The following is a 24,218-nucleotide window of genomic DNA, read 5'->3' on the forward strand; positions in this document are numbered from 1 at the left end:
ATTAAAATATGATAATTTAATTATCTATTCTATAAATTTTCCAATGCATCTAAATTTATTATACCTTTCTTCTAACAATTCCTTCCTAGAACGCTTTCTAAGTATACCTATTTCTTCTATAAACTGACCTTTTATAACTTTAGATATCTTTCTTACATCTTTCTGCGCTCCACCTACAGGTTCTTTTAATACTTTATCTATTATACCATATTTTTTTAAATCTTGAGCTGTGATTTTCATAACCGCTGCTGCCTCTTTAGCTCTGGAGGCATCCTTCCAAAGTATACCTGCAAATCCCTCTGGAGATAAAACAGAATATATGGAATTTTCCAGCATCCACACCGAATCTGCCACGGCAAAAGCCAAAGCCCCTCCACTGCCACCTTCTCCTATTATTAAGGATATTATAGGCACTTTCAGATTAAATATATCCATCAGATTTCTTGCTATGGCTTCTCCCTGTCCCCTTTCTTCTGCTTCCATTCCACAAAAAGCTCCGGGAGTATCTACAAAACATATAATAGGTCTATCAAATTTATCCGCTTGCTTCATGAGTCTTAAACCTTTCCTATATCCCTCAGGATTTGGCATACCAAAATTCCTCTTAATATTCTCTTCAGTATTTCTACCCTTTTGCTGGGCTACTACAGTTACAGGTTCTCCATCCAAAAGTGCAATACCTCCAACTACGGAGAGATCATCTCCGAAATATCTGTCACCATGAAGTTCCATAAAAGAATCAAATACATTTTTTATATAATCTAAAGAAGTTGGTCTTTCCAACATCCTAGCTAAAGTCACCCTTCTCCATGCATCCTTAACATCAAGCTTCCTATTCAAAATTTTTTGAACCCTTCCCAATTTTTCCATACGAGAGCTTCCTTTCCTTTAGAAAATTTACATAAAAAATTTTAAAATATTACCTATTTCTGCTGTGAATCGACAGTATCTTTCCCAGAGTTCCTTTTAAATCTTCTCTTGAAACTATACTGTCTATAAAACCATGCTGCAATAGAAATTCAGAGCTTTGAAATCCCTCGGGAAGTTTTTGTTTTATAGTCTGCTCTATTACTCTTTTTCCGGCAAATCCCACAAGTGCACCAGGTTCAGCTAATATTATATCTCCAAGCATGGCAAAACTAGCTGTGACTCCACCTGTAGTTGGATCCGTAAGTACAGGTATATAAAGGAGGCCATTTGCATTCAGTCTGGAAATGGCTCCACTTATCTTGGCCATTTGCATAAGCGAAAAAATACCTTCCTGCATTCTCGCTCCTCCGGAAGCTGTAAAAATAATCAATGGAAATTTTAGCTTTATGGCTCTTTCCACTGCCCTGGTTATTTTTTCTCCTACTACAGAACCCATACTTCCCATCATAAAATTACTGTCCATTACACATATAACCGATGGTTCTTTAAATATAGTACATTGTCCCGTTATTACTGCCTCCGCCATATTAGTCTTTTTCTGCATATTTTTAATTTTATCCCTATACCCCTTAAATTCTATGGGATTAGCTGAAGTCATATTTTTATCAAATTCATAAAAGCTCTCCCTATCGGCTATAAGATCAATTCTTTCTCTTGCATTTATTCTAAAATGGTGATTGCAATATTGACATATACTATAATTGTTCTTTAAATCCTTTCTATACAATATTTTACCGCAGTTACCGCATTTTACCCAAGCACCGCTTGGTATACTTGGTCTTTTACTTAAGCTATTATCAATATTACTTAGAGCCTTCTGACTTACTGTAATATACTTTGTTTTTTTAAATAATTTATCCAACAAAATCTATCACCTCTTTTATTGAGTTGGTTGCTTAACTTAATTACCAGCTAACTTTATTGCATAAAACAAAAATATGGCTCTAACCTGTCAAATTATTTTCTATAAATTTTGTATCATAAATTCCTTTCACAAAATCATCACTATTTATGATTTTAAATTGGAAATCTATATTGGTATCAACCCCTTCTATAATAAATTCTCCCAGAGCTCTTTTCATTTTACATATAGCCTCTTCTCTATTTTTACCATATACAATTAGCTTTGCTATCATAGAATCGTAATAAGGAGGAATATCATATCCCGAATAAACTGCACTGTCAACTCTCACATTAAAACCACCTGGTACGTATAGATCTTTTATCTTCCCCGGTGAGGGTATAAATCCCTTTTGCACATTCTCCGCATTTATTCTGCATTCTATAGAATGTCCGTGAATCTTTACATCATTTTGGCAAAAATCAAGTTTTTCTCCAGCTGCAATTTTTATCTGCTCCTTTACCAGATCTATTCCCGTTACCATTTCAGTTATGCCATGTTCTACTTGAATACGGGTGTTCATTTCCATAAAATAATAATTATTATTTTTATCTAAAAGGAACTCTACCGTTCCCGCATTAGTATAATGCACTGCTTTAGCAGCTTTTACCGCCGTTTCCCCCATAGATCTTCTAAGTTCTTCTGTAACAACTTTACTGGGCGTTTCCTCCAGCACTTTCTGATTTCTCCTCTGCATGGAACAATCTCTTTCTCCCAGGTAAACCGTATTCCCAAAATTATCTGCAAGTATCTGAATTTCTATATGTTTTGGTCTTTCTATAAATTTTTCTAGATATATGGTGTCATCACCAAAAGCATTTTTAGCTTCTAGCTTGGCATTTTCATAATTTTTTATAAGTTGAGCCTCCGCATATACAACTCGTATACCTCTTCCACCGCCCCCTGCTGAAGCCTTTATCATAACAGGATACTTTATCCTCCTGGCTACCTCCAGAAGTTCCTCGCCTGAAGTAACAGCTCCCTCTGATCCCGGCACAGTCGGAACACCGTTCCTATTCATTATATACCTGGCATTGGATTTATTACCCATACTTTCAATACACTCAGGAGAAGGCCCTATAAAAGTTATATTACACTCTCTACATATACTGGCAAATTTACTATTTTCAGATAAGAATCCAAATCCAGGATGAATAGCCTGAGCACCAGATAAAACTGTTGCGCTTATTATATTTTGCACATTTAGATAGCTTTCTCTAGGAGAAGCAGGTCCTATACAAATAGCTTCATCTGCCAACTGGGTATGTAGTGCCTCTCTATCGGCCTCAGAATATACAGCCACAGTTTCTATTCCCATTTCTCTACAGGCTCTAATTATCCTAACTGCTATTTCTCCCCTGTTTGCAATTAAAATCTTACTAAACATTTTTTAAAACTCAACTCCTGACAATTAGTTTTTGTCTCCTATCATAAAAATTAATTCCGCTTCTGCAGCTTTCCTATCTTGAACATATGCTGTTGCTTTTCCCATTCCAGCAGGGCCCTTGATTTTTATAATTTCAACTTCTAGTTTAAGTATATCCCCAGGAACTACTTTTTTCCTAAATTTTGCCTTATTTATTCCTCCAAAAAAAGCTATTTTATTCTTAAATTCTTTTTTACTCAGTATAGCTACAGCACCAGCCTGGGCCAGAGCCTCTATTATGAGTACCCCCGGCATTATAGGTTCTTCTGGAAAATGCCCCGGAAAAAAATACTCATTTCCAGTGACATTTTTATAAGCTGTGACCTTTTTACCCGGCTCCATATAAGTAACTTTATCTATTAGTAAAAATGGATATCTATGCGGTATAATTTCCTTTATTTCTTTTAAACCAAAATTTACATTAAACCTGTCTTCGTCCATATATCTTTCCTCCATTCCATAGATCTTCCAATACTAGAGTCTGTAATCAACTTCAGTTATCGGTCTTTATTTTAAACAAGGGCTGCCCATATTCCACCATTTGCTCATTTTTAGCTAAAATCTCCACCACTTCTCCATCTATTTCACTTTGAATATCATTCATAAGTTTCATGGCCTCTATGACACATAGAGTATCCCCCTTTTTTACCTTACTTCCTACATTTACAAAAGCAGGTTTCTCTGGATCTGGGGAGCTATAAAAAGTACCTACAATAGGTGATGTAACTTCCTTTATATTATCTTCTTCTTCATTATTATTTTTTTCTTTCTTATCTGATTCAAGCTTATTTACTGTATCGCCCTCTTCCTCTTCACATTTATTTTCACATTTTCCCGCTGCAATACTGTCTTCACGTTCATTTTCTTTTACAATATTTATCTGCTTTATATTTCCCTTTTCTCCCTTTTTTTTCATTATTATAGATATATCCTGCCAATTAATTTCTAAATAACCAAGCTTTGAGTTATCCATAACCTTTATCATATTTTCAATTGCTTCAAAATCCATATTATTCACTCCACTTTTTTAATAAAATAACTGCATTATGTCCCCCAAACCCAAAAGAATTAGACATAGCATACTTAACTTCTAAATTTCTACCTTTATTAGGTACATAATCAAGATCACATTCTTCATCTTTTTCTCTATAACCTATAGTAGGTGGAACATAATTATCCTCTATGGATTTAGCACATATTATGGCTTCTATTGCCCCTGCTGCTCCCAGAAGATGTCCTGTCATTGATTTCGTGGAGCTTACAGGAATTTCTTTTGCATAATCTTCAAATACTTTCTTTATAGCCCTGGTTTCGGATTTATCATTGCTCACAGTGCCTGTTCCATGGGCATTTATATAGGAAACCTCTCTTTTGTCTATTCCTGCTTCCTCTATTGCCATCTTCATAGCTCTTGCTGCTCCTTCTCCATCCGGAGCTACAGCTGTTATGTGGTAAGCATCGCAGGTAGAGCCATACCCAACTATTTGAGAGTAAATATGTGCATTTCTACTTTTTGCATGCTCTAATGACTCCAATACAACAATACCTGAGCCTTCCCCCATGACAAAACCCCCTCTTTCCCTGTCAAATGGAATAGAAGCCCTTTTAGGATCATTACTTCTGCTCAATGCAGTTAATGATATGAATCCCGATATAGAAAGAGGTGTTATAGAAGCCTCTGCTCCTCCTGCAATCATTATATCGGCCCTTCCATCTTCAATGATCTTGTAGGCCTCTCCAATGGCATTAGTACCTGTAGCACAAGCTGATACTACCGTAGTACATATACCTTTGGCTCCAAATTTTATAGCTATATTCCCTGCTGCCATGTTCCCTATGATCATAGGTATAAATAGCGGCCTTATTCTGTTAGGCCCTTTTTCCACAAGGATGCTGTGCTCTTCCTCTATTGTCCCTATGCCTCCAATACCGGAACCTACTAATACTCCAAACCTGTATCTATCTATGGCATCTAAATCAAGACCTGAATCTTCTACTGCCTCTTCTGCAGAAACCAGGGCAAATTGTGAGAACCTATCAAGTCTTCTAGCCTCTCTCCTTCCTAGGCTTTTATTAGCATCAAAGTTTTTCACTTCAGCTGCTAATTTTGATTTGAAATTCTCCGTATCAAATGCTTTGATAAAATCTATTCCACAAACCCCGTCTTTTATATTATTCCAAAAAGTTTTAACATCATTTCCCACTGGCGTAACTGCTCCCAATCCTGTAATTACAACTTCTCTTTTCATAAATATCACCTGACCTTTAAAAATTTACATTACCATTCCGCCATCTATATTTATTACCTGACCCGTTATATAGTCTGAATCAGATGATGCCAAGAAAGATACCACATTTGCTACATCATAGACAGTCCCAAACCTTTTCAACGGTATAGTACGCAGCGTATTTTCTCTTATTTTTTCTGATAAGCTGTTTGTCATATCCGTTTTTATAAAACCCGGAGCCACTGCATTTACATTTATTCCTCTTGATGCCAATTCCCTAGCCGTAGACTTGGTAATTCCTATTATTCCAGCTTTTGCGGCCGAATAATTCACTTGACCTGCATTACCGGTTATACCTACTACTGAAGATATATTTATTATTTTCCCGCTTCGCTGTTTAAGCATAACAGGGCTTACATGCCTTATACAATTAAAAGTGCCCTTTAAATTTACTTCTATTACCTTATCAAAGTCATTTTCTTTCATCCTCAAAAGCAGTCCATCCCGGGTTATCCCCGCATTATTTACGAGGACATCTACTCTTTTAAAAACCTCTACTGCCCTCTTTATAATATTTTTAGCTTCCTCAAATATGCTTACATCCCCCTGTACAGCAATCACTTTACAGCCCTTATTTTCAATTTCATCCATCAGTTCTTTTACATTAGCTGAACTACTTCTGTAATTAATCGCTATGTCAAATCCATCTTCTGCCAACCTAAGTGCAATAGCCCTTCCAATACCTTTCGCTGCCCCTGTAATTATCGCTACATTTTTACTGGCAATATCCATTTCATTTCTCCTATCTATTCTTTAATATTTGTACTGCATTATTTAAAGAATCCATATCTTGAACATTCAATAAGGTAACTTTCCTATCTATCTTTTTTACAAATCCACTCAATACTTTCCCGGGTCCTATCTCCACAAAAGTATCAGCTCCCACTTTAAGCATGGTATTTATACACTTTTCAAAAAGAACTGTGCTCATAACCTGTTTTTTCAGCAGTGCTTTCACATCCTTGGAGCTTTTAATAATTTCCCCTGTAACATTTGTCACTACAGGAATAGAAAATCTCCCTATATTAAATTTATTTAATTCCAACTCTAGTTTTTCTGCTGCCGGTTTTAACATAGATGTATGAAAAGGTGCACTTACCGAAAGTTTCACTACCCTGCGAGCACCTTTTTCTTTCAAATGCTGACAGGCAGCTTCAACTGCTTTTATCTCCCCTCCAATTACTACCTGTCCAGGGCAGTTTATATTAGAGGGTTCAACTATACCCACAGTCTCGCAATCCCTGCAGACATTCTCTATTGTCAGGTAATCCAATCCCATGACAGCAGCCATAGTTCCAACACCTTCAGGCACTGCCTCTTGCATGTATTTTCCCCTTTTTTTCACTAAAGCAACCGCTTTCTTAAACTCCATGGAGCCACTGCATACAAGTGCAGAGTATTCCCCTAAACTCAATCCTGCCGCAATATCAGCCTTTATATCAAAACTTTCAAGAGCTCTTAATGCAGCTATACTGGTAGTTAAGATTGCCGGCTGAGTATTTTCAGTTTTATCCAATTCTTCTTGTGGTCCTTCAAAACACATTTCGCTTATGGGAAACCCCACTGCTTCGTCTGCCTCCTGAAACACTTTTCTAGAAACTTCTATATTATCTGCAAGATCCCTTCCCATACCTGTATATTGGGCTCCTTGACCCGAAAATAAAAAAGCTATCTTACCCATAATCTACCTCCAAATATATTTTTTACATCTTTAATATCATTTTCTGCCTGTCTGAGCATTTCCTCTATTATTTCGCTGCAGCTCTGCTCTTTGCAAACAAGGCCTGCTATCTGTCCTGCCATAACAGAACCATTATCTACATCACCCTCGCGAGCTGCCCTGGACAAGGCTCCTTTACCAAGCTTTTCATATTCCTCTAAATCAGCTCCACTTTTCTCCAAGAGCTGAAATTTTCTCACTAATTTGTTTCTAATAACACGTACTGGATGCCCTGTAGCTCGGGCTGTAACTTGTGTATCGATATCTCTGGCATTTAATACTCTGTTTTTATAATTCTGATGAACCGTACACTCCTTTGCTACCAAAAATCTAGTTCCAAGCTGAATCCCTTGCGCCCCCAGCATAAAAGCTGCTGCCATTCCTCTTCCGTCTCCTATTCCCCCTGCGGCAATTACAGGTATATTCACGGCATCAACCACCTGAGGAACTAACGACATAGTAGTCAGTTCTCCTATATGCCCCCCTGACTCGCAGCCTTCTGCTATGACAGCATCCACTCCTGCTTTTTCCATTCTTTTGGCCAGCGCCACAGATGCCACCACTGGAATAACCTTTATATTGTACTTCTTCCACATATCTATATACTTTCCTGGATTGCCGGCTCCGGTGGTCACAACTCTAACACCTTCTTCACATGCCATTTTAGCTACCTCTTCTGCAGACTCTGACAAGAGCATTATGTTTACACCAAAGGGTTTATCTGTAAGCTTCTTTGCCTGTCTAATCTCATTTCTCACCCATTCAATAGGTGCATTCCCTGTTATTATTCCAAGCCCCCCTGCATTAGATACTGCTGCTGCCAAAGAGCTATCTGCAATCCATGCCATTCCTCCTTGAATAATCGGATATTTTACTCCTATTATATCGGGGAATACATAATCAATCATGAGTATTTCCTCCTGTTCTAATTTTGTCTTTTACGATCTCTACTAGATCTCCTATGGTTTTTATATCCTCCACATCTTCTATTTCAACTTGAAATTCTTCTTCTACTTCAATTATTATTTGAAATAATTCCAATGAATCTATGCCCAAATCTTCAAAAGAAGTTTTTACATCTATGTTCTTTTCTCCCAACTCAAGTTGATCTGCTATTATTTTTTCTATTCTTTGAATTATCATTATTATCCTCCAAAATCCTCTATGAATTTATAATACCTCAATCATAATTCCTCCATAGGTTAATCCTCCTCCAAAGCCTATAATGAGAATTTTATCCCCTCTTTTTACTAAGCTTTTTTTATATACTTCATCTAAAGCTATCCCAATGCTGGCAGCCGACGTATTACCGTAAAGATCCAGATTGGTATAAAATTTATTTGAGTTTATCCCTAATTTTTTAGCAGCACATTCTATTATTCTATAATTGGCCTGATGTGGAATTATATATTTGATTTCTTCTAGATCACAGTTTGATTCATCAGCCAGCTCCTGCACTAACTTTACCAGAACTTTCACTGCAAATTTAAATATCTCTTTTCCATCCATGCTCACCGTACTTTTATTTAAGTACATTTCATTTCCGGATAAAAAATTATTTACCGGTACTGCCGGGCAGATTAATGCCCTTCCCTTGCTGCCATCCGAACCTGTTTTTATGGAGAGTATCCCCTCTTCTTCTCCCTTTCTTAAAACAACAGCTGAAGCACCATCTCCAAATAAGATGCAGGTATTTCTATCCTTCCAGTCAATTATCTTGGAAAGAGTTTCGGCTCCTATAACAAGTGCCGTATTAAACCTTCCTGTTCTTATAAACTGTGCAGCTGCATCTATTCCGTATATAAGCCCCGAACAAGCTGCTGATATATCAAAACAAGTTGCATTAACTGCCTTTATATTTTTTTGTACTATACAGGACGTTGATGGTATAAAATTATCTGGAGTAGCTGTAGCTAATATTATAAGTTCTATATCACTTACTTCTATTTTTGCAGATTTTATGGCATTTATTGCAGCCTTCGTAGCCATATCTGAAGTATCCTCTCCTTCTGATATCCTCCTCTGCTTTATCCCCGTTCTACTTATTATCCACTCATCGCTCGTATCTACCGTATGACTCAACTCATTATTATCCACAATTTTAGAAGGTACATAACTTCCTGTACCTATAATTTCAACCTTATTCATTATTCTTCTCCTTCAATCCGGATTTAAGATTATATTTTGATCTAAAGAAATTATTTAGCTTTTCCAGTGATTCAACCAAAACTTTCTCTTCCTGCTCCGTCAATCCTCTTATGGTTTCCTTAACCATATCGGAGTGAAATTTTTGATGGACTCTAAAAGCCAGTTTTCCTTTTTTTGTCAATTTTATAAATACAATCCTTCTGTCATGCTCGCTGCGTTCCCTTATAACGTATTCTTTTTTTACCAGATGATTTATAGCCGTAGTTAAAGTGCTGAGGGTTATATCTAATTGACAGGCTACTTCTGTCATAGTTCTGGGTTTATACATACCTATAGCTTCTATGGTATGTACTTCTGTAATAGATAGATCTTTAAATATGGAATATTGAAGAGATTTTTGTTCTATTGCTAAAATATCATTAAAAAGATCCACCAATAATTCATTTACAATATTTATACCCTTGTTCATCAAATCACCACTTTAACAAATTTACTGCTTTATCATTTACATATAGATCCTCTGCTTCTGTAATAAGTTCCCCTATAAGTTCTTTAACCTTAACTATCTTATCTATTCTGTAGGCGTTGCTTCCAACAAACACAAGTCCCTTTTCTATTTTCCCCCTGACTGAATTAATTAAAGCTTCAGATATACAATAGGGGGTCTTATTGGGATCACATTTTTTCAAGCAATTGTAACATTTACAGGGTACAATTCTATTTTTTTCAACTTCTTGTATGAACTTATTTCTCAAAGCTCTTCCAGGAAGGCCTACAGGGCTTTTTATTATCTTTATATCCTCTTTTCTCGAGTTTATATATGCTCTCTTAAAATTTATATGTGCATCACATTCTTCAGTAGCCACAAAACGACTTCCCATCTGAACTCCACTTGCCCCTAATCTTAAAAACCTTACAATATCCCCTCCCGTATAAATACCGCCTGCTGCTATTACTGGAATATTTTTTTCACATTTTAACGAATTCACAGTTTTAATGACATCGCACACTATATCATCCAAATGCTCTTTCCCTTCTTTAAGCTGTTCTAGATGAAATCCCAAATGTCCTCCTGCTTCTGGTCCCTCCACTACAATTGCATCCGGTATTCTATTATATCTTTTAATCCAGCTTCTTATTATAATAGAAGCTGCTTTCCCTGAAGAAACTATAGGTGCCAGCTTAACATCACTCCCTACCGCAAGTCTAGGAAGACTAAGTGGAAGACCTGCACCTGATATAATTATATCAACCTTTTCTTCTATAGAAGTTTTTACCATATCTTCATAGTCACTTATGGCTACCATGATATTTACTCCAATTATACCTTTAGGAGACAACTTCCTGGCTTTCCTTATTTCCTTTCTCAAAGCTCTGATATTCGCTTCCTTGGTATTTGTTTCAAAATCTGGTTCTCTGTATCCTATCTGCACTGTAGAAATCACGCCAATACCACCTTCATTTGCCACTGCCTGTGCAAGCCTATATCCAGAAATACCCACACCCATACCGCCTTGAATAATGGGTATAGTAGTTTTCAAATTTCCTATAATCAATGGAGGTAATTTCATATAACTCTCCCCTTTTAAATTTTTGATAATCAAATATTTTGATAATCAAAGTATATATTAAAAAATTAAAGCTGTCTATAGTTTTTATCAATAAAATCAATATTTTTTCCTATTTATGTATAAATTATTTTACAAATATATTTTCAAAATTGTTTAAAAATATATTATTTAAACAATAATTTCATTGCTAAAATATTGACAATATTTTTTTAATATTGTATGATCAGAAGTAATAACTTATTGACTAACTAGTTAATTAATTTTATTAAAATTCTTTTACTCTTATGGGAATTCTTTTATATGCTACATTTATATTAGAATTGCCATTTTAATAATAAATATCAAATAACCATTAGGTTCAAGTAGAATTCATGCATAAACAGAGTTCTTTGCTTCAGGTGGGGTTTTTGACACCATCTGAAGTTTAGAAATCGTTATCCAGGGGCGTAGCTGCCCTTATCTGTCACTTATAGAAGTGGCAGTATTAGAGCAGGTAGCTATCGGATAAAGAATGCTTTTCCTATATGAACCTTAGAAAAACTTATCTAGGCACATATTTAAATATCAGCGTTCTATTTTGGTAGATTTTGGTTATTACCTAAAATTACCATTAATTGATATTTACTCCTTTCACTTTGAACTCTGTAATAAATATGGTAGCCCTTAGATAAAGATTATATTTTAAAGGAGGACTATACATGACAGAAAAAGATGTAAAAAAAGTAGACAAAGTAAATCAAATGCTGCCAATTCCTCAACTCGCCACTTTAGGACTTCAACATGTACTTGCTATGTATGCAGGTGCTGTAGCAGTACCTTTGGTAATTGGCAGCTCTGTAGGGCTGACTCCACAACATCTATCGCTTTTGGTAGCCGCAGATCTATTTACCTGTGGTATCGCAACTTTACTACAAGCTATTGGTATTGGAAACTTTATAGGAATAAGACTTCCCGCAATTTTGGGATGTACATTTGCAGCAGTTGGTCCAATAATTATTATCGGTAAAAATTTTGGAATGCAAACGGTTTACGGAGCTATAATAGTATCAGCTATATTTATGTTTCTGGTCGCTCCACTATACGGGAAAATATTGAAGCTCTTTCCCAATGTAGTAATAGGAACTGTCGTAACTATGATCGGTCTTTCATTAATCAATGTAGGCGCTACCAGTATTGGAGGTGGCAGTGGTGTAAAGGATTTTGGAAATATAAAAAATCTTTTATTAGCTGGATTTGTAATCGTTATAGTTTTATTATCAAATAAATACTTAAAGGGATTTTTTCAATCCATATCTATCTTAAATGGTATTGTGATTGGTACTATAGTAGCATCCTTCATGGGTATGGTTGACTTTTCTGTAGTCACAAACGCTAAATGGCTGAGCTTTGTACATCCATTCAGTTTTGGTATACCTAAATTCAACATAGGTACAATAATCATGATGTGTTTTGTAATGCTTACAGTAATGATTGAATCCACCGGTACCTACCTTGGAATAGGTAGGGTCTGTGACAAGGATATAAGTGAAAAGGATATTGTTCGTGGAATAAGAGCGGAGGGTATTTCCTCACTTTTAGGTGGCATATTCAATTCATTCCCCTATACTACATTCAATTAGAATTTAGGTCTTTTAGCTCTGAGCAGGGTAACAAGTCGTTTCGTAGTAGTGGCTTCTGGTATCATCCTCATTGCTCTTGGATTAATTCCGAAATTCGCCGCTTTAGCTACTATTATTCCTCAGCCTGTTATAGGAGGAGCAACTATCATAATGTTTGCAATGGTTGCCGTTGCAGGTATTCAAATGCTTTCTTCCGTAGACTTCAACAAAAATTCAAACATGCTGATAGTTGCCTGTTCTATAGGATTAGGTCTTGGAGTAACTATGGTTCCAGATTTATTAAAAAATACTCCTCAGATATTTAATTCCATATTCAGTAGTGGAATTGTAACAGCAACTGTAACAGCTGTAATTCTCAACGCCTTTTTAAATCACGGACATCATGAAAGCGCCGTCAAAAGCAGTAATAATTCACAGAATATAAAAAATACTGAAATTAAATAAACTAATCTATGTATTTAAAGAACTGCCTAAAAATACTTTAAGGCAGTTCTTTTTATATTATTGTAAATCGGATAAAAATACATAATCTCTCTTGATCAAAATAAAAGTAAAGTACCTGCTGTAATAGGTACTAAAATCATTGCAGTTTTTAGTATAGGTACAGGAACCCGCCTTGTAAGTTTGGCACCTATATAAGATCCCATCATTGTACCTGCTACCACTTCAATCAGCAAATGAATGTTTAAATATCCCAAATGATAATATCCAGCTCCACCAGCTAAAGCTATGGGAACGATCACCATCATGGTAGTTCCAGCAGATTCACGTATTGACATTCCCAGTATAAACATTAAACCAATTTGGATGAAGGAAGCAGAACCTATACCACACATACCTGAAATAGCACCAGTAATCAAACCTATGCTGCCGCATGATATCCAGAATTTCACTCCAGGAGGTAAGTCACCAGACTTATCTATATTTGCATAGTTGCGTGAAACTATAAACATACGGATCCACAAGACCACCGCTGACAAGTACAACATTCCAGAAGTAATCCATTTCAATTTATCAGCCGGTATGAAGTATGAAAAATTAGAGCTAGTCCACGCTCCTATTGCACCAAATAGTCCAACTGCAATCCCAACTTTCAATACGGCATTTCCCTCTTTATAGTGGCTTAAAGAACCCGAAATGGATGAGAAAATCATTGCTGCAAGGGCTGTTCCAAGAGATGTATGGATTGGATAATGGAATATTACAGTTAGAATTGATATTATAAATCCTGAACCTCCCGCTCCTACAAATCCTAAAATAGCACCTGTTATAAACATAACTACTATAATTTCTAGTGTCAATTAAAATTCCTCTTTTCCTATGATAAATTAATGCTTAAAAATGGAAATGAGCTTAAATTCATATAAGATAACCCGCACTCATTTCCAAATTATATATTATAAATAATTCTACTTTTGAAAAATTTCATCAAATATGAGCTTTTCCGCTGCATTAAAATATTTATCCAGATCAAATTTCCCCTCATCTATAAGATATTGTAATGAACCACCCAGCATTAAAGATACCATTATAAACGGTAACATATTTTTGATTTCATCATTCACTTTTTCTATGGATTCACCTTTTTCCAATATTTCATTTACATTATTTCTCCATATGTTAAAGGTATTCTGAAATTTTTTTCTTATCTCTTCATTTACTGTTCCCTGGACCCAGTAGTCAAATTGAATATATTCCAATTCTTTTCTATTCATAATTTCATCTTTTTTCTGATCAAAAAGACCCTTAATATTCTCTTTAGCATCTTTATTTTTTAAATCAATATAATTTTTACGTAAAGCAGAAAATTTTTCTTGTACCTCATCTAAAAGTGATGTCATTATGTCATTTTTAGTGGCAAAATGATAATGTAAATTACCCTGGCTCATTTTAGCCTCTTCAGCTATCATATACATACGTGTTCCACTTATTTTTTCCCTGGATACCACTTTCATAGCAGCATCTAGTATCTTTTTTTTTATATCTTTTGTCATATTATCAATAACCTCTCTTCTCTTAACAAGTTACACATTAAATGAGTTCGACATTTAACAATAACTCCATATACTCCAAATTTTAAAGTAAAATGGATTTAATTTCAACATAAAGATAAATTCCGGCAAAAATTTATCTTACCGGAATTTATCTTTATAAAATCAATTTTTAGAAACGCTTCCAAAGGTTATTTGCAAGTTCACGGCTCTTTGCCATAATACCTTCCTCATCAATATCAATAAGTTCTCTGTCTTCCATAATGACTTTTCCATTTATAATAGTTGTATCTACACATTTCCCATTAACACCAAACAGCAGATGGCTGTTGACATTATCTTTATTGATAGGAGTAGGTGGATTATAATCAACTACAATTACATCAGCTAATGCTCCCTCTTTCAATATTCCTACCTGTCCATCGATAAATCTTTCAGTTATCTTCCTGTTGTTTTCAAACAACATATTTGGTATTTCCGTATACGCCACTGTTGAATCTTTTTTTACATGTTTATGAATAAGATTTCCGACTTTATAGGATTCCATCATATCTGTAGTATACCCATCCGTTCCAAGTCCAAGTAATATTCCTTTTTTATACATCTCAAGTACAGGAGAAGCTCCCACTGCATTTCCCATATTGGACTCCGGATTATGGACTACTATGGCATTCTTCTTTTTGATTAGATCAAGTTCTTTCTCAGCCACATGAATACAATGCACCAAAATAGTCTTATCACAAAGCACCCCCGCATCATACCATCTCTCTACAATTCCCTTACCATATTTAGCTTTTGAATCTATCATATCTTGAACGCCTTCACCAGTGTGAACATGAAATCCTGTATTCAGACCTGAAATAGCATTTAAACATTTTTCTAAAGTTTTATCCGATATTGTCATGGAAGCGTGAAGTCCAAACATAGCTTTTAGCATATCATCATTTTTACGGTTGCAATACTTAATAAACTCTACATTCTCAGCAATACCTTCATCAGCTATCTTTTCTCCATCTCTATCAGAAGTTTCATAGCACAAATTACTTCTAATCCCTATCTTCTCCGCAGCTTCAGCAATTTTAAACAAACTTCCTCTAACTGCATGTGCACTGGCATGATGATCAAAAACCGTTGTCACTCCATTTTTTACTTCATCTATCATGGGAACTATGGCACTGTAATACACATCTTCCAGTGTGAGAGTCCTATCCAGTCTCCACCATAGCCCTGTAAGTATATCAACTAAATTCTTAGCAGGTGGGCTGTCATTGGCCATGCCTCTAGCAAAAGTACTGTAATAATGCATATGAGTATTTATAAATCCCGGCATAATGAGCCTATTTTTTGCATTTATAAATCTGGCATCATCGTATTTTGTCCTCAAATTCTCTGTGGTTCCAACCTCCATAATTTTGTTCCCATCAATTGCAATACAACCATTATCTATAATGGGTCTGATTTCATCTCTAGTAATAACCTTGCCATTTCCAACAAGATACATTTATCCTTCCTCCTAACCTATAAATTATTTTAACATATAATTATATTTCTTCATGCAGGTATTAATTATGGACTCCATCTCCTTTGAAACAACATTCTTATCCCCAAGTATATAATCGGTAACCTGTCCATTTTCTTTTCTAACTTTAAATAGAGACTTTTCCCTATCCAATATGACAAAGCCCTTATTTGTACTATTTTCAAAATCTCTCACTGACCAGAAAAGAGTCACTTTATCTTTGTAAGGGTTACCATCGTAAGGGCAGAAGATACCACAATTTCCACACTCATTACACATTCCATCTACATGTAAAATCTGATGTTTGGACTCGAAATTTTCTTCAACTTTGATCAGTACATTGGCCCTGTTCGGACACACATCAACACATAATTCACAAATATGGCTGCAAGCAAGACATCTTTCCGATTCATATTCTTCGCAGACAGGATCTCTAAGTATTCCCTTTTTGTTATATAATTCTTTTATATCTAAGGAAATATTTTTATCTGCAAAATCATTATTTAGGTTTTCCCTTGTCAATATATTTTTAGCTATTATCTTTCCATCCGCTATAGCACTTACAATAGTAGATGGTCCTTTTTTAACATCTCCTGCCACATATACTTTTGGGATACTGGTTTCACAAAAATCATTTATCTCAGGAAATCCTCTGTCATTCAATTTTACTCCATTACTGGACAATAGGTCCGTATCTATTTGTTCTCCCACTGCAAAAATAACTGTATCCGCCGGTAGTTTTTTAATTTCCCCTGTTACCTCGGGTCTCCTCCTACCCGAGCTGTCCTTTGAGCCCAATTTCATTACATCACAGACAAGTTCACCTTTTCTCACAGCTTTAGGTGAGAGGAGTTCTTTAAACAGAATGCCTTCTGAGCTGGCCAATTTCAATTCTTCCAGTGTAGCTGGCATGTATTTTCTCGTTCTTCTATAAACTATGGATACATTCTCAACGCCATATACTCTCTTGGCAGCTCTAGCAGAGTCCATTGCGACATCGCCGCCTCCGATAACGCAAACATGCTTTCCTAATCTTATGCTTTCTTTTTCTGATTTGAATTTTTCCAGAAATGCCAGGGCATCAACTACTTTCTCCTTTCCTTCCTCTAGTGATATCTTCCCAGGCTTCCATGCACCTGTTGCAATCACTATATAATCGTATTCTTTCTTCAATCTATTTATATCAAAAACTCCGTCTATACCAAATTTAAATTTTACTCCATGCTTTTTAACCAATTCAAAATCCTTCCTAATCATATCTGAAGAAATTCTGAATTCCGGAATTACATATTCTACTATACCATAAGGCTTTTCCCTTTTATCCATTACCGTTACATCAATGCCATTTCTTCTGAGAAATGCAGCTGCTGAAAGTCCTGCCGGACCTGCACCTATAACTGCCACCTTTTTATTACTCTTCAATTCTACCGGTTTGATATTCTCCACATACCTATCTTGAGAATTTATCACTGCTATTTTCTTCATATTCCTAATGAGCACAGACTCGTCATAATCAAGCCTTGTACATTTATACTGACAATTATGATTGCAAATTGTACCTGTAATTGCTGGAGATGTATTGTCTTTTGCAATTATGGAAAAAGCTTCGTCATACTTTTTCTTTCCTACCAAATTCACATATTCAGGAATTTGCTGATTTATAGGACATCCTATACTGCAAGGCGCTATGGCACAATCATAAATTGGAAGTTCTTTAGAAATCTTTCTGCTGTCCACCGTTCTCAATTCTTTGAGATGATGTTTGTCCTTTAATGAATGTTTCGCAAGTTCCTCCAATTGAATCACATTAATACAGGAAATGCTTCCTTTAAGCTGTCCTTCCACTTTTTTTGCCATCTGGGTTATTCTCTCGTATCCACCTGGTTTTAAAATAGTTGTAGCAAATGTAATCGGTTGTATACCTACAGCTAAAATTTTATCTACATTGAAGAAATCAACTCCTCCCGAATAAGATATCTGCAAATCCCCATTAAATTCTTTAGACAATCTGCTTGCCAGAGTTATCGTAAGTGGAAAGAGAGCTCTCCCGGACATATACATTTCTTCACCTGGAAGTTCGTCATTTACTATTTTAACTGGCAGTGTATTGGTTAATTTTACTCCTATTTCCAGATTCAATTTTGATGCCTTATCCTTCAATCGCCCCAACATAGCTATTCCATCGGCATATTGCAGATCTTTTGTAAAACTGCTTGAATTTAATTCTATATAATCATAACCCATTTTATCAAAGGTATTTTTGACAAATTTCTCTCCCAACAAAGTAGGGTTCATCTTTATAAATGTATTTAAATGCTTTTCCTCAAGAAGATAATTCGAAATCTTTTCTATTTCTTCAGGGGGACATCCATGTAAAGTAGACAATGTAATAGAAGAACATATAGTAGAATCTATATTATCTAAATCTTTTTCGCTAAATTTCTTAAATAAATTCATATTTAAAGAAAGTACTTGTTTACATTCTTTCCATATTTCCGTATTGACAGCATTTCTCATTCCCTCGATATAGGCATCTATTTTAGGAGACTTTATGCCTTTTAGATCATAACCCACACTCATATTGAACATAAAATCCCTTTTTTCACTTAAATCAAGCTCTTTCATTAGAACATGAAGTAAAAACCACGCCTTTATATATTCATTAAAAGCTTCCTGAACCTTCAATTCAGTAGACCATTCAACATTGTAACCTTCGTCCTGAGCATGAATACATGGTTTTGCTACAGGCAAATCCTCTCCATCTATAACTTGTACTGTTTTTAGTTCAATAAAACGGCTTCCTGTCAAATATGCCGCTATAATATTTTGAGCAAGTTGAGAATTAGGACCTGCTGCCGGTCCCAAAGGTGAAGATAATTTTTCATTAAATATTACAGCAGATTTGTGTTCTTTATTTTTATAAAATTTGCCTTTATGAATTCCGAATATAGTGCCATTTTCATTTAATTCTGTAATGATCCAATTAATCATTTTTTCAAAAGAAATGGGGCACATTCTATCACTCATTTTTCATTCTCCCTCCAAACAAAATAAATTTTCAATAACATCTCATAGATTATTTTGACATTATATGAATTGAGTGTCTCAAAATAAATTTGAGTCACTCTTTAATGTAATCTGTTCTTTACTTTCCTAAAAATCTAGGTACATTTGAATTCAAAAGCTTATTAAGTACCTCAATTGGATTTCTAACCTTACTGAGCATTATCATTGCTGCAATAATATATGGCTTATATCCAGCTTGTTTATATAGTGGATCACGATAGCGATCAAATACCGAAGCCGCTACTTCTCCTTCTTTACAGCTCACACCGCTTATATCTGCTGGAAGGCAGTGCATATAAAGAGCTTTTCCACTCTTGGTGAGTTTCATCATATCTTCAGTGCATTCCCACTCTTTGTGTTTAGCATTTTCTGCCAATAGTTCATTTTCAAGAACTTTTATCTCATCAAATTTACCTTCTCCATATAAGTTGGTTCTTTTTTTCATAGCAGCAAAGGATGCCCAACTCTTAGGGTAAACAACATCAGCATTCTTAAATGCTTCTGTCATTGAATTAGTTTTAACAAATTTACCACCACTCAGTTCTGCATTTCTCGCAGCAACCTGTTCTACTTCCGGCATTAGATCATATCCTTCTGGATGAGCCAGAGAAACTTCCATACCCATTCTTGTCATTAATCCTATGATTCCCTGCGGAACTGACAAGGGTTTCCCGTAAGAAGGTGAATACGCCCATGTCATTGCTATTTTTTTACCCTTAAGATTTTCTATGCCACCAAAATAATGTATCATATGCAATAAATCTGCCATACACTGAGTTGGGTGATCTATATCGCACTGAAGATTTACAAGAGATGGACGCTGCTGCAATACGCCGTCTTCATAGCCTTGTTTAACCGCATCAGCTACATCATGCATGTATTTGTTGCCTTTACCTATGAACATGTCATCTCTTATTCCTATAACTTCAGCCATAAAAGAAATCATATTTGCCGTCTCACGTACGGTTTCACCATGTGCAATTTGAGATTTAGATTCATCTAAATCCTGTACTTCAAGTCCAAGTAAATTACAGGCACTGGCAAAACTAAACCTTGTTCTTGTGGAATTGTCTCTAAATACTGAAATACCAAGTCCACTTTCAAAAATCTTTGTGGAAATATTATTTTGTCTCATTTCGCGAAGAATATCGGCCACTGTAAACACGGCTTTAAGTTCTTCATCTGTTTTCTCCCATGTTAGGAAAAAATCATTATTGTACATTTTTTCATAATTCAAATTTCCCAGTTTTTGAATTAAATTTTTAATTTCAGACATAATTACCCTCCTAATTTTAAATTCATTTATGAACTTATAGAAATCCACGCTAAAACGGGAACTAAATTTTATTAAATATTTGATTAACTAGTTAATTAAATATTATAATAATATACTTACTTTGTCAATATTCTAAGACTGTTTTTTCAACATATGAATTGCAATTTTATTAGCCTCTCTAAAAACCTTATCACAGTCAATTGTCAGAATTTTTCCATCCATTGATACAACTTCCCCATTCACTATAGTCATTTTAGTAAAACAACTGTTACCAAGACACACCAAAGATATCAATGGATCATGACAACCAGCATATTCAATTTTGTTCAGATCAAATAGTATAATATCAGCTGCTTTTCCCACAGCCAATCTTCCTGTATCCGCTCTTCCCAGTACATCAGCTCCTCCTCTAGTAGCAATTTTCAATATGTCGTATGCACTCAACCCATAATTACCATATTTCAAATGATTTAATAAATATGCTCTTTTTACTTCCTCCCACATATTGGAACCATCGTTACTTGCACTTCCATCTACTGCAATGCTCAATTTTCCTGATGCTTTTACAATATCAGTAGTTCTGCAAATCCCACTTCCCAATTTCATATTTGAAGATGGACAATGAGCTATACCAGTTCCCTTTAAATTGCTGATTTCTCTATCATTTAAATATATACCATGTGCAAACCACACGTCTGAGCCAATCCATCCAATATCTTCCATGAGCTCAAAGGGTCTTCTCCCGTATTTTTCAATACAGAATCTTTCTTCATCCTTGGTTTCAGCTAAATGAGTATGCATCATAACTCCCAGTTGTCTCGCCAATTTTCTCGTCTCTATCATTAAATCTTTAGTCACAGAAAATGGAGAACATGGTGCAAACGCTATTCTAATCATAGAAAAGTCCTTTGGATCATGATATTCATCAACTAACCTATTACAATCTTCTAATATTTTATCCTCTTTTTGAATAACACTTATAGGAGGCAGCCCTCCTTTATCTTTTCCCAAAGACATTGAACCCCGGGTGGCATGAAATCTAATTCCTATTTTACGTGATGCTTCTATTTCCATATCAATTAAATTCTCAGGCTGATCAAATGGAAAAACATAATGCTGATCTGAAGTCAAAGTACATCCTGTTCTTAAAAGTTCGCTGAATCCTACCATGGCACCATAATAAACTGCTTCTGGGTTTATATTCTTCCAATAACTATAGAGCTTTGTAAGCCAGGGAAAAAGTGGCTGCTCTTGTACTTCCTTAATTCCCCTAAACAAACTTTGATATAAATGATGATGAGTATTTACAAAGCCCGGAAGTGCCACAAGTCCTGTGCAATTTATTTCTTCACATTCATGATCTGGTAAAATATTTCTCCCCATTTTTATAATTTTAGATCCTTCAATAAGAATGTCGCAATTTGTAAACACATTATCTTTATCATCGAAAGTATACACAGTACTGATATTTTTAAGAATTATCATTTTTATTTTCTCCCCTGATCCATTATAATAAAACCTTTACATATAGATAAAATATACATTCTGAATTCAGTATTATTAACAATTAGTTAAGAAAAATCTGAATATTAAATTAACTAATCAATCTAATTTTAGCATGATAATTAACCTTTGTCAATATACAGTAATTTCCACAATAGCTATCCATTTCATTGTTATACTTTTCTTATTTTGATATAATGATTTATTATAGTAGCTTTTTAAAAATGGAATTTATAAGAGGCAGGTAAAAAATATGAGTACTTTTGTATTTAAAACTAATGAAACAAACTATACACCTGTAAGCAATATCTTTATAGATAAATTTATGCCTAAGGCCCGGGGAGAATTTGTCAAAGTATATCTCCTGGGACTAAAATATTGCAAATCTGGTGAATTAGGTGTCAGCTCTCAAGTTATGGCAAGTGCTTTACATCTTTTAGAAACTGATGTATTAAACGCCTGGAATTATTGGAATGACGAAAATGTTATTAAAATGATTCCTATTGACAACATGGGAAATTACAATATAGATTTTCTAGATTTAGCCGATAGAAAAACAGAAAATGAAAATAGCATAAATTTATTAGAAGAACTAAGTAAAGATTCTATAAAAGATATGCTGGAAGATATAGAAAAATCCACGGGAAGACCTCTATCTTCAGAAGAAATGACTATGTATATAAGCTGGATAAATGACCTCAATTTTTCCCCTGAAGTTATACTTCTCCTAGTTCAATACTGTACATCAAAGGGTAAAACAAACAGCAGATATATAGAAAAAACTGCTCTATCCTGGTTTGATGCAAAGATAAAGAATGTAAATGATGCTCAGATTTTTATAAAAAACCGTGAAGATAGATGGATTAAAATAAGAAAAATTCTAAATTATCTTGGTATAAAAGACGGAGAAATAATGAAGCCACAGGAAGAAATGCTTTCAAAATGGATTGAAAGCTATAATTTTTCTCTAGAAATAATATTCAAAGCTTGTAATATATGTTTTGAGAGAATAAATAAAGCTGATTTTAAATATATTGACGGAATATTGACCAGTTGGAATAAAGATAAAATTAGAACTTTAGAAGATATTGAAAAAAAAGATGTAAAAAAAACACCTCATAATAACTTTAGAAATAGCAATAAAAATATTGGAAATAGAAATTCTAAAAGTACTTTCAATAATTTTAAACAGAGAAATTATGATTTTGACGATCTGGAAAAAAAATTGTTAGGATGGGATAAAAATGATTAAGAGCTACCATTCACAAATAATTAAAATGTATGAAAAAATAAGAGAAGAAGATGAAAAATCTTTGAACATACGAAAAGAAGAAATCAGGAGAAAACTTCCTGAGATAATTGACATACAAAGATCTATAGGAAAGCTCAGTCTAGAATTGTCAATAAATATATTAAATAACGTCGAAAACAAAGATAAATATTTAAAAGAGTTAAAAGAAAAAATTACAGATTTGAGAATTAGGAAATCTGAACTCTTGGCAATTAATAATTATCCTGTAGATTATCTCGAAATACATTATCAATGTCCTAAATGTAAAGACACTGGATTTATAGGCCACCAAAAATGCAGCTGTTATAAACAGAAACTTATCAAATTATACTATAATAATTCTGATTTAATAAATATATTAAATAAAAATAATTTTGACAATTTTAATTTTCAAGTATATTCTTCTTTAAAAAGTAAAGGAAATCCGACCAGCCCCAGGAAAAACATAGAGAGAATAGCCTCTATATCCTGGAATTACATAGAAAATTTTTCTTCTTCTAAGGAAAACTTGTTATTTTACGGCAATCCAGGCACGGGTAAAACCTTTTTATCAAATTGCATATCAAAAGAATTGCTGGATAGAGGTTTTTTAGTAGTTTACAGAACTTCAGAAGATCTAATAGAAGACTTAAAAAATATAAGATTTAAAAATGATACTAATTTAGAAGATTTCCTTATGAACTGTGATTTACTTATAATAGATGACTTGGGTTCAGAACAAATAACAGATTTTTCTAAAACTGAACTATTTAACATTCTAAATAGAAAATTATTAAAACAAAAAAAAATGCTTATATCGACTAATTGTGACTTAGAAGAACTTTTAAAATCCTATTCTGAAAGAATTTCCTCCAGATTACTGGGAGAGTTTACCCTATGTAAATTCTTCGGAGAAGACATACGCATAAAACAAAATATACAAAATAAGAATTTAAAATAAAATCCACTTTATCTAGATAGGGAGAACAG

Annotated in this window: 21 protein-coding genes and 1 pseudogene; 3 read left to right on the plus strand and 19 right to left on the minus strand. The window is 34.5% G+C overall.

Features of this window, described 5'->3' with window-relative positions; all coding sequences use genetic code 11:
• Positions 1-24: 24 nt before the first annotated feature.
• The 13 genes from ACFHWD_RS08710 to ACFHWD_RS08770 all read right to left on the minus strand — a co-directional run bounded on the left by ACFHWD_RS08710 (position 25) and on the right by ACFHWD_RS08770 (position 10,984).
• Positions 25-870 (minus strand): acetyl-CoA carboxylase carboxyltransferase subunit alpha, encoded by an 846-nt coding sequence (locus tag ACFHWD_RS08710; protein ID WP_150358355.1) that lies wholly within the window; start codon positions 868-870, stop codon positions 25-27.
• A 49-nt stretch (positions 871-919) separates the two neighbouring features.
• Positions 920-1,795: an acetyl-CoA carboxylase, carboxyltransferase subunit beta gene (accD, locus tag ACFHWD_RS08715; RefSeq protein WP_150358356.1), complete on the minus strand. Its 876-nt coding sequence runs from the start codon at positions 1,793-1,795 to the stop codon at positions 920-922.
• A 79-nt stretch (positions 1,796-1,874) separates the two neighbouring features.
• Positions 1,875-3,218 carry an acetyl-CoA carboxylase biotin carboxylase subunit gene (locus ACFHWD_RS08720; protein ID WP_150358357.1) on the minus strand — a complete coding sequence of 448 codons (1,344 nt, stop codon included), beginning with the start codon at positions 3,216-3,218 and terminating at the stop codon, positions 1,875-1,877.
• Positions 3,219-3,242: 24 nt separating this feature from the next.
• A complete protein-coding gene (gene fabZ, locus ACFHWD_RS08725) occupies positions 3,243-3,698 on the minus strand; it encodes a 3-hydroxyacyl-ACP dehydratase FabZ (protein WP_150358358.1) in 456 nt (151 codons plus the stop codon).
• Between the two features lie 52 nt (positions 3,699-3,750).
• On the minus strand, positions 3,751-4,266 hold the full coding sequence (accB, locus tag ACFHWD_RS08730) for an acetyl-CoA carboxylase biotin carboxyl carrier protein (RefSeq protein ID WP_150358359.1): 516 nt from the start codon (positions 4,264-4,266) through the stop codon (positions 3,751-3,753).
• A gap of 1 nt (position 4,267) precedes the next feature.
• Positions 4,268-5,506: a beta-ketoacyl-ACP synthase II gene (fabF, locus tag ACFHWD_RS08735; protein WP_179978193.1), complete on the minus strand. Its 1,239-nt coding sequence runs from the start codon at positions 5,504-5,506 to the stop codon at positions 4,268-4,270.
• A 24-nt stretch (positions 5,507-5,530) separates the two neighbouring features.
• The gene (gene fabG / locus ACFHWD_RS08740) at positions 5,531-6,277 is read right to left on the minus strand and encodes a 3-oxoacyl-[acyl-carrier-protein] reductase (protein ID WP_150358361.1); all 747 of its coding nucleotides are present in this window, start codon (positions 6,275-6,277) and stop codon (positions 5,531-5,533) included.
• 10 nt (positions 6,278-6,287) lie between these two features.
• On the minus strand, positions 6,288-7,226 hold the full coding sequence (gene fabD / locus ACFHWD_RS08745; RefSeq protein ID WP_150358362.1) for an ACP S-malonyltransferase: 939 nt from the start codon (positions 7,224-7,226) through the stop codon (positions 6,288-6,290).
• Entirely contained in the window at positions 7,214-8,173 is a 960-nt protein-coding gene (gene fabK, locus ACFHWD_RS08750) for an enoyl-[acyl-carrier-protein] reductase FabK (RefSeq protein ID WP_150358363.1), read from the minus strand. The genes fabD and fabK overlap by 13 nt, the downstream gene beginning before the upstream one ends.
• Complete coding sequence (locus ACFHWD_RS08755) at positions 8,166-8,408, minus strand: acyl carrier protein (protein WP_229981234.1); 243 nt, start codon at positions 8,406-8,408, stop codon at positions 8,166-8,168. Before ACFHWD_RS08755 ends, fabK begins: the two co-directional genes overlap by 8 nt.
• 27 nt (positions 8,409-8,435) lie before the next feature.
• Entirely contained in the window at positions 8,436-9,413 is a 978-nt protein-coding gene (locus ACFHWD_RS08760; protein WP_150358365.1) for a beta-ketoacyl-ACP synthase III, read from the minus strand.
• A complete protein-coding gene (locus ACFHWD_RS08765) occupies positions 9,406-9,882 on the minus strand; it encodes a MarR family winged helix-turn-helix transcriptional regulator (protein ID WP_150358366.1) in 477 nt (158 codons plus the stop codon). The genes ACFHWD_RS08760 and ACFHWD_RS08765 overlap by 8 nt, the downstream gene beginning before the upstream one ends.
• A 4-nt stretch (positions 9,883-9,886) precedes the next feature.
• Positions 9,887-10,984 (minus strand): nitronate monooxygenase family protein, encoded by a 1,098-nt coding sequence (locus ACFHWD_RS08770; protein ID WP_179978194.1) that lies wholly within the window; start codon positions 10,982-10,984, stop codon positions 9,887-9,889.
• A gap of 698 nt (positions 10,985-11,682) precedes the next feature.
• On the opposite strand from ACFHWD_RS08770, the pseudogene ACFHWD_RS08775 reads away from it, so the two are divergent.
• Positions 11,683-13,047 (plus strand): annotated as a pseudogene (locus tag ACFHWD_RS08775) (nucleobase:cation symporter-2 family protein).
• Between the two features lie 95 nt (positions 13,048-13,142).
• On the opposite strand, the gene ACFHWD_RS08780 reads toward ACFHWD_RS08775, so the two are convergent.
• From ACFHWD_RS08780 to ACFHWD_RS08805, 6 genes are all read right to left on the minus strand, one after another.
• Positions 13,143-13,904, minus strand: a complete 762-nt coding sequence (locus tag ACFHWD_RS08780; protein ID WP_378061439.1) for a sulfite exporter TauE/SafE family protein — start codon at positions 13,902-13,904, stop codon at positions 13,143-13,145.
• Between the two features lie 108 nt (positions 13,905-14,012).
• A complete protein-coding gene (locus ACFHWD_RS08785; protein WP_150358474.1) occupies positions 14,013-14,597 on the minus strand; it encodes a TetR/AcrR family transcriptional regulator in 585 nt (194 codons plus the stop codon).
• Positions 14,598-14,766: 169 nt separating this feature from the next.
• Positions 14,767-16,095: a putative aminohydrolase SsnA gene (gene ssnA, locus ACFHWD_RS08790; RefSeq protein ID WP_378061441.1), complete on the minus strand. Its 1,329-nt coding sequence runs from the start codon at positions 16,093-16,095 to the stop codon at positions 14,767-14,769.
• Between the two features lie 24 nt (positions 16,096-16,119).
• Positions 16,120-19,140, minus strand: a complete 3,021-nt coding sequence (gene ygfK / locus ACFHWD_RS08795; RefSeq protein WP_150358472.1) for a putative selenate reductase subunit YgfK — start codon at positions 19,138-19,140, stop codon at positions 16,120-16,122.
• A 118-nt stretch (positions 19,141-19,258) separates the two neighbouring features.
• Entirely contained in the window at positions 19,259-20,455 is a 1,197-nt protein-coding gene (ygeW, locus tag ACFHWD_RS08800) for a knotted carbamoyltransferase YgeW (RefSeq protein WP_179978195.1), read from the minus strand.
• Positions 20,456-20,587: 132 nt separating this feature from the next.
• Positions 20,588-21,940, minus strand: a complete 1,353-nt coding sequence (locus ACFHWD_RS08805) for an 8-oxoguanine deaminase (protein WP_268253789.1) — start codon at positions 21,938-21,940, stop codon at positions 20,588-20,590.
• Between the two features lie 271 nt (positions 21,941-22,211).
• On the opposite strand from ACFHWD_RS08805, the gene ACFHWD_RS08810 reads away from it, so the two are divergent.
• Both ACFHWD_RS08810 and ACFHWD_RS08815 read left to right on the plus strand, forming a co-directional pair.
• Positions 22,212-23,210, plus strand: coding sequence for a DnaD domain protein (locus ACFHWD_RS08810; RefSeq protein ID WP_150358469.1), 999 nt, complete (start codon positions 22,212-22,214; stop codon positions 23,208-23,210).
• Complete coding sequence (locus ACFHWD_RS08815; RefSeq protein ID WP_179978196.1) at positions 23,203-24,189, plus strand: ATP-binding protein; 987 nt, start codon at positions 23,203-23,205, stop codon at positions 24,187-24,189. The genes ACFHWD_RS08810 and ACFHWD_RS08815 overlap by 8 nt, the downstream gene beginning before the upstream one ends.
• Positions 24,190-24,218: the final 29 nt, after the last annotated feature.

Source organism: Clostridium sp. MT-14 (assembly GCF_042436595.1).
Lineage (GTDB): Bacteria > Bacillota > Clostridia > Clostridiales > Clostridiaceae > Clostridium_B > Clostridium_B aromativorans.

What these genes read in the sequence shown, in the direction of transcription:
- ACFHWD_RS08710 (WP_150358355.1), bottom strand. Translation starts at nt 870, where the DNA reads ATGGAAAAATTGGGAAGGGTTCAAAAAATTTTGAATAGGAAGCTTGAT.
- ACFHWD_RS08720 (WP_150358357.1), bottom strand. Translation starts at nt 3,218, where the DNA reads ATGTTTAGTAAGATTTTAATTGCAAACAGGGGAGAAATAGCAGTTAGG.
- fabZ (WP_150358358.1), bottom strand. Translation starts at nt 3,698, where the DNA reads ATGGACGAAGACAGGTTTAATGTAAATTTTGGTTTAAAAGAAATAAAG.
- accB (WP_150358359.1), bottom strand. Translation starts at nt 4,266, where the DNA reads ATGGATTTTGAAGCAATTGAAAATATGATAAAGGTTATGGATAACTCA.
- fabF (WP_179978193.1), bottom strand. Translation starts at nt 5,506, where the DNA reads ATGAAAAGAGAAGTTGTAATTACAGGATTGGGAGCAGTTACGCCAGTG.
- fabG (WP_150358361.1), bottom strand. Translation starts at nt 6,277, where the DNA reads ATGGATATTGCCAGTAAAAATGTAGCGATAATTACAGGGGCAGCGAAA.
- fabD (WP_150358362.1), bottom strand. Translation starts at nt 7,226, where the DNA reads ATGGGTAAGATAGCTTTTTTATTTTCGGGTCAAGGAGCCCAATATACA.
- fabK (WP_150358363.1), bottom strand. Translation starts at nt 8,173, where the DNA reads ATGATTGATTATGTATTCCCCGATATAATAGGAGTAAAATATCCGATT.
- ACFHWD_RS08755 (WP_229981234.1), bottom strand. Translation starts at nt 8,408, where the DNA reads ATGATAATTCAAAGAATAGAAAAAATAATAGCAGATCAACTTGAGTTG.
- ACFHWD_RS08760 (WP_150358365.1), bottom strand. Translation starts at nt 9,413, where the DNA reads ATGAATAAGGTTGAAATTATAGGTACAGGAAGTTATGTACCTTCTAAA.
- ACFHWD_RS08765 (WP_150358366.1), bottom strand. Translation starts at nt 9,882, where the DNA reads ATGAACAAGGGTATAAATATTGTAAATGAATTATTGGTGGATCTTTTT.
- ACFHWD_RS08770 (WP_179978194.1), bottom strand. Translation starts at nt 10,984, where the DNA reads ATGAAATTACCTCCATTGATTATAGGAAATTTGAAAACTACTATACCC.
- ACFHWD_RS08785 (WP_150358474.1), bottom strand. Translation starts at nt 14,597, where the DNA reads ATGACAAAAGATATAAAAAAAAAGATACTAGATGCTGCTATGAAAGTG.
- ssnA (WP_378061441.1), bottom strand. Translation starts at nt 16,095, where the DNA reads ATGTATCTTGTTGGAAATGGCAAGGTTATTACTAGAGATGAAATCAGA.
- ygfK (WP_150358472.1), bottom strand. Translation starts at nt 19,140, where the DNA reads ATGAGTGATAGAATGTGCCCCATTTCTTTTGAAAAAATGATTAATTGG.
- ygeW (WP_179978195.1), bottom strand. Translation starts at nt 20,455, where the DNA reads ATGTCTGAAATTAAAAATTTAATTCAAAAACTGGGAAATTTGAATTAT.
- ACFHWD_RS08805 (WP_268253789.1), bottom strand. Translation starts at nt 21,940, where the DNA reads ATGATAATTCTTAAAAATATCAGTACTGTGTATACTTTCGATGATAAA.
- ACFHWD_RS08810 (WP_150358469.1), top strand. Translation starts at nt 22,212, where the DNA reads ATGAGTACTTTTGTATTTAAAACTAATGAAACAAACTATACACCTGTA.
- ACFHWD_RS08815 (WP_179978196.1), top strand. Translation starts at nt 23,203, where the DNA reads ATGATTAAGAGCTACCATTCACAAATAATTAAAATGTATGAAAAAATA.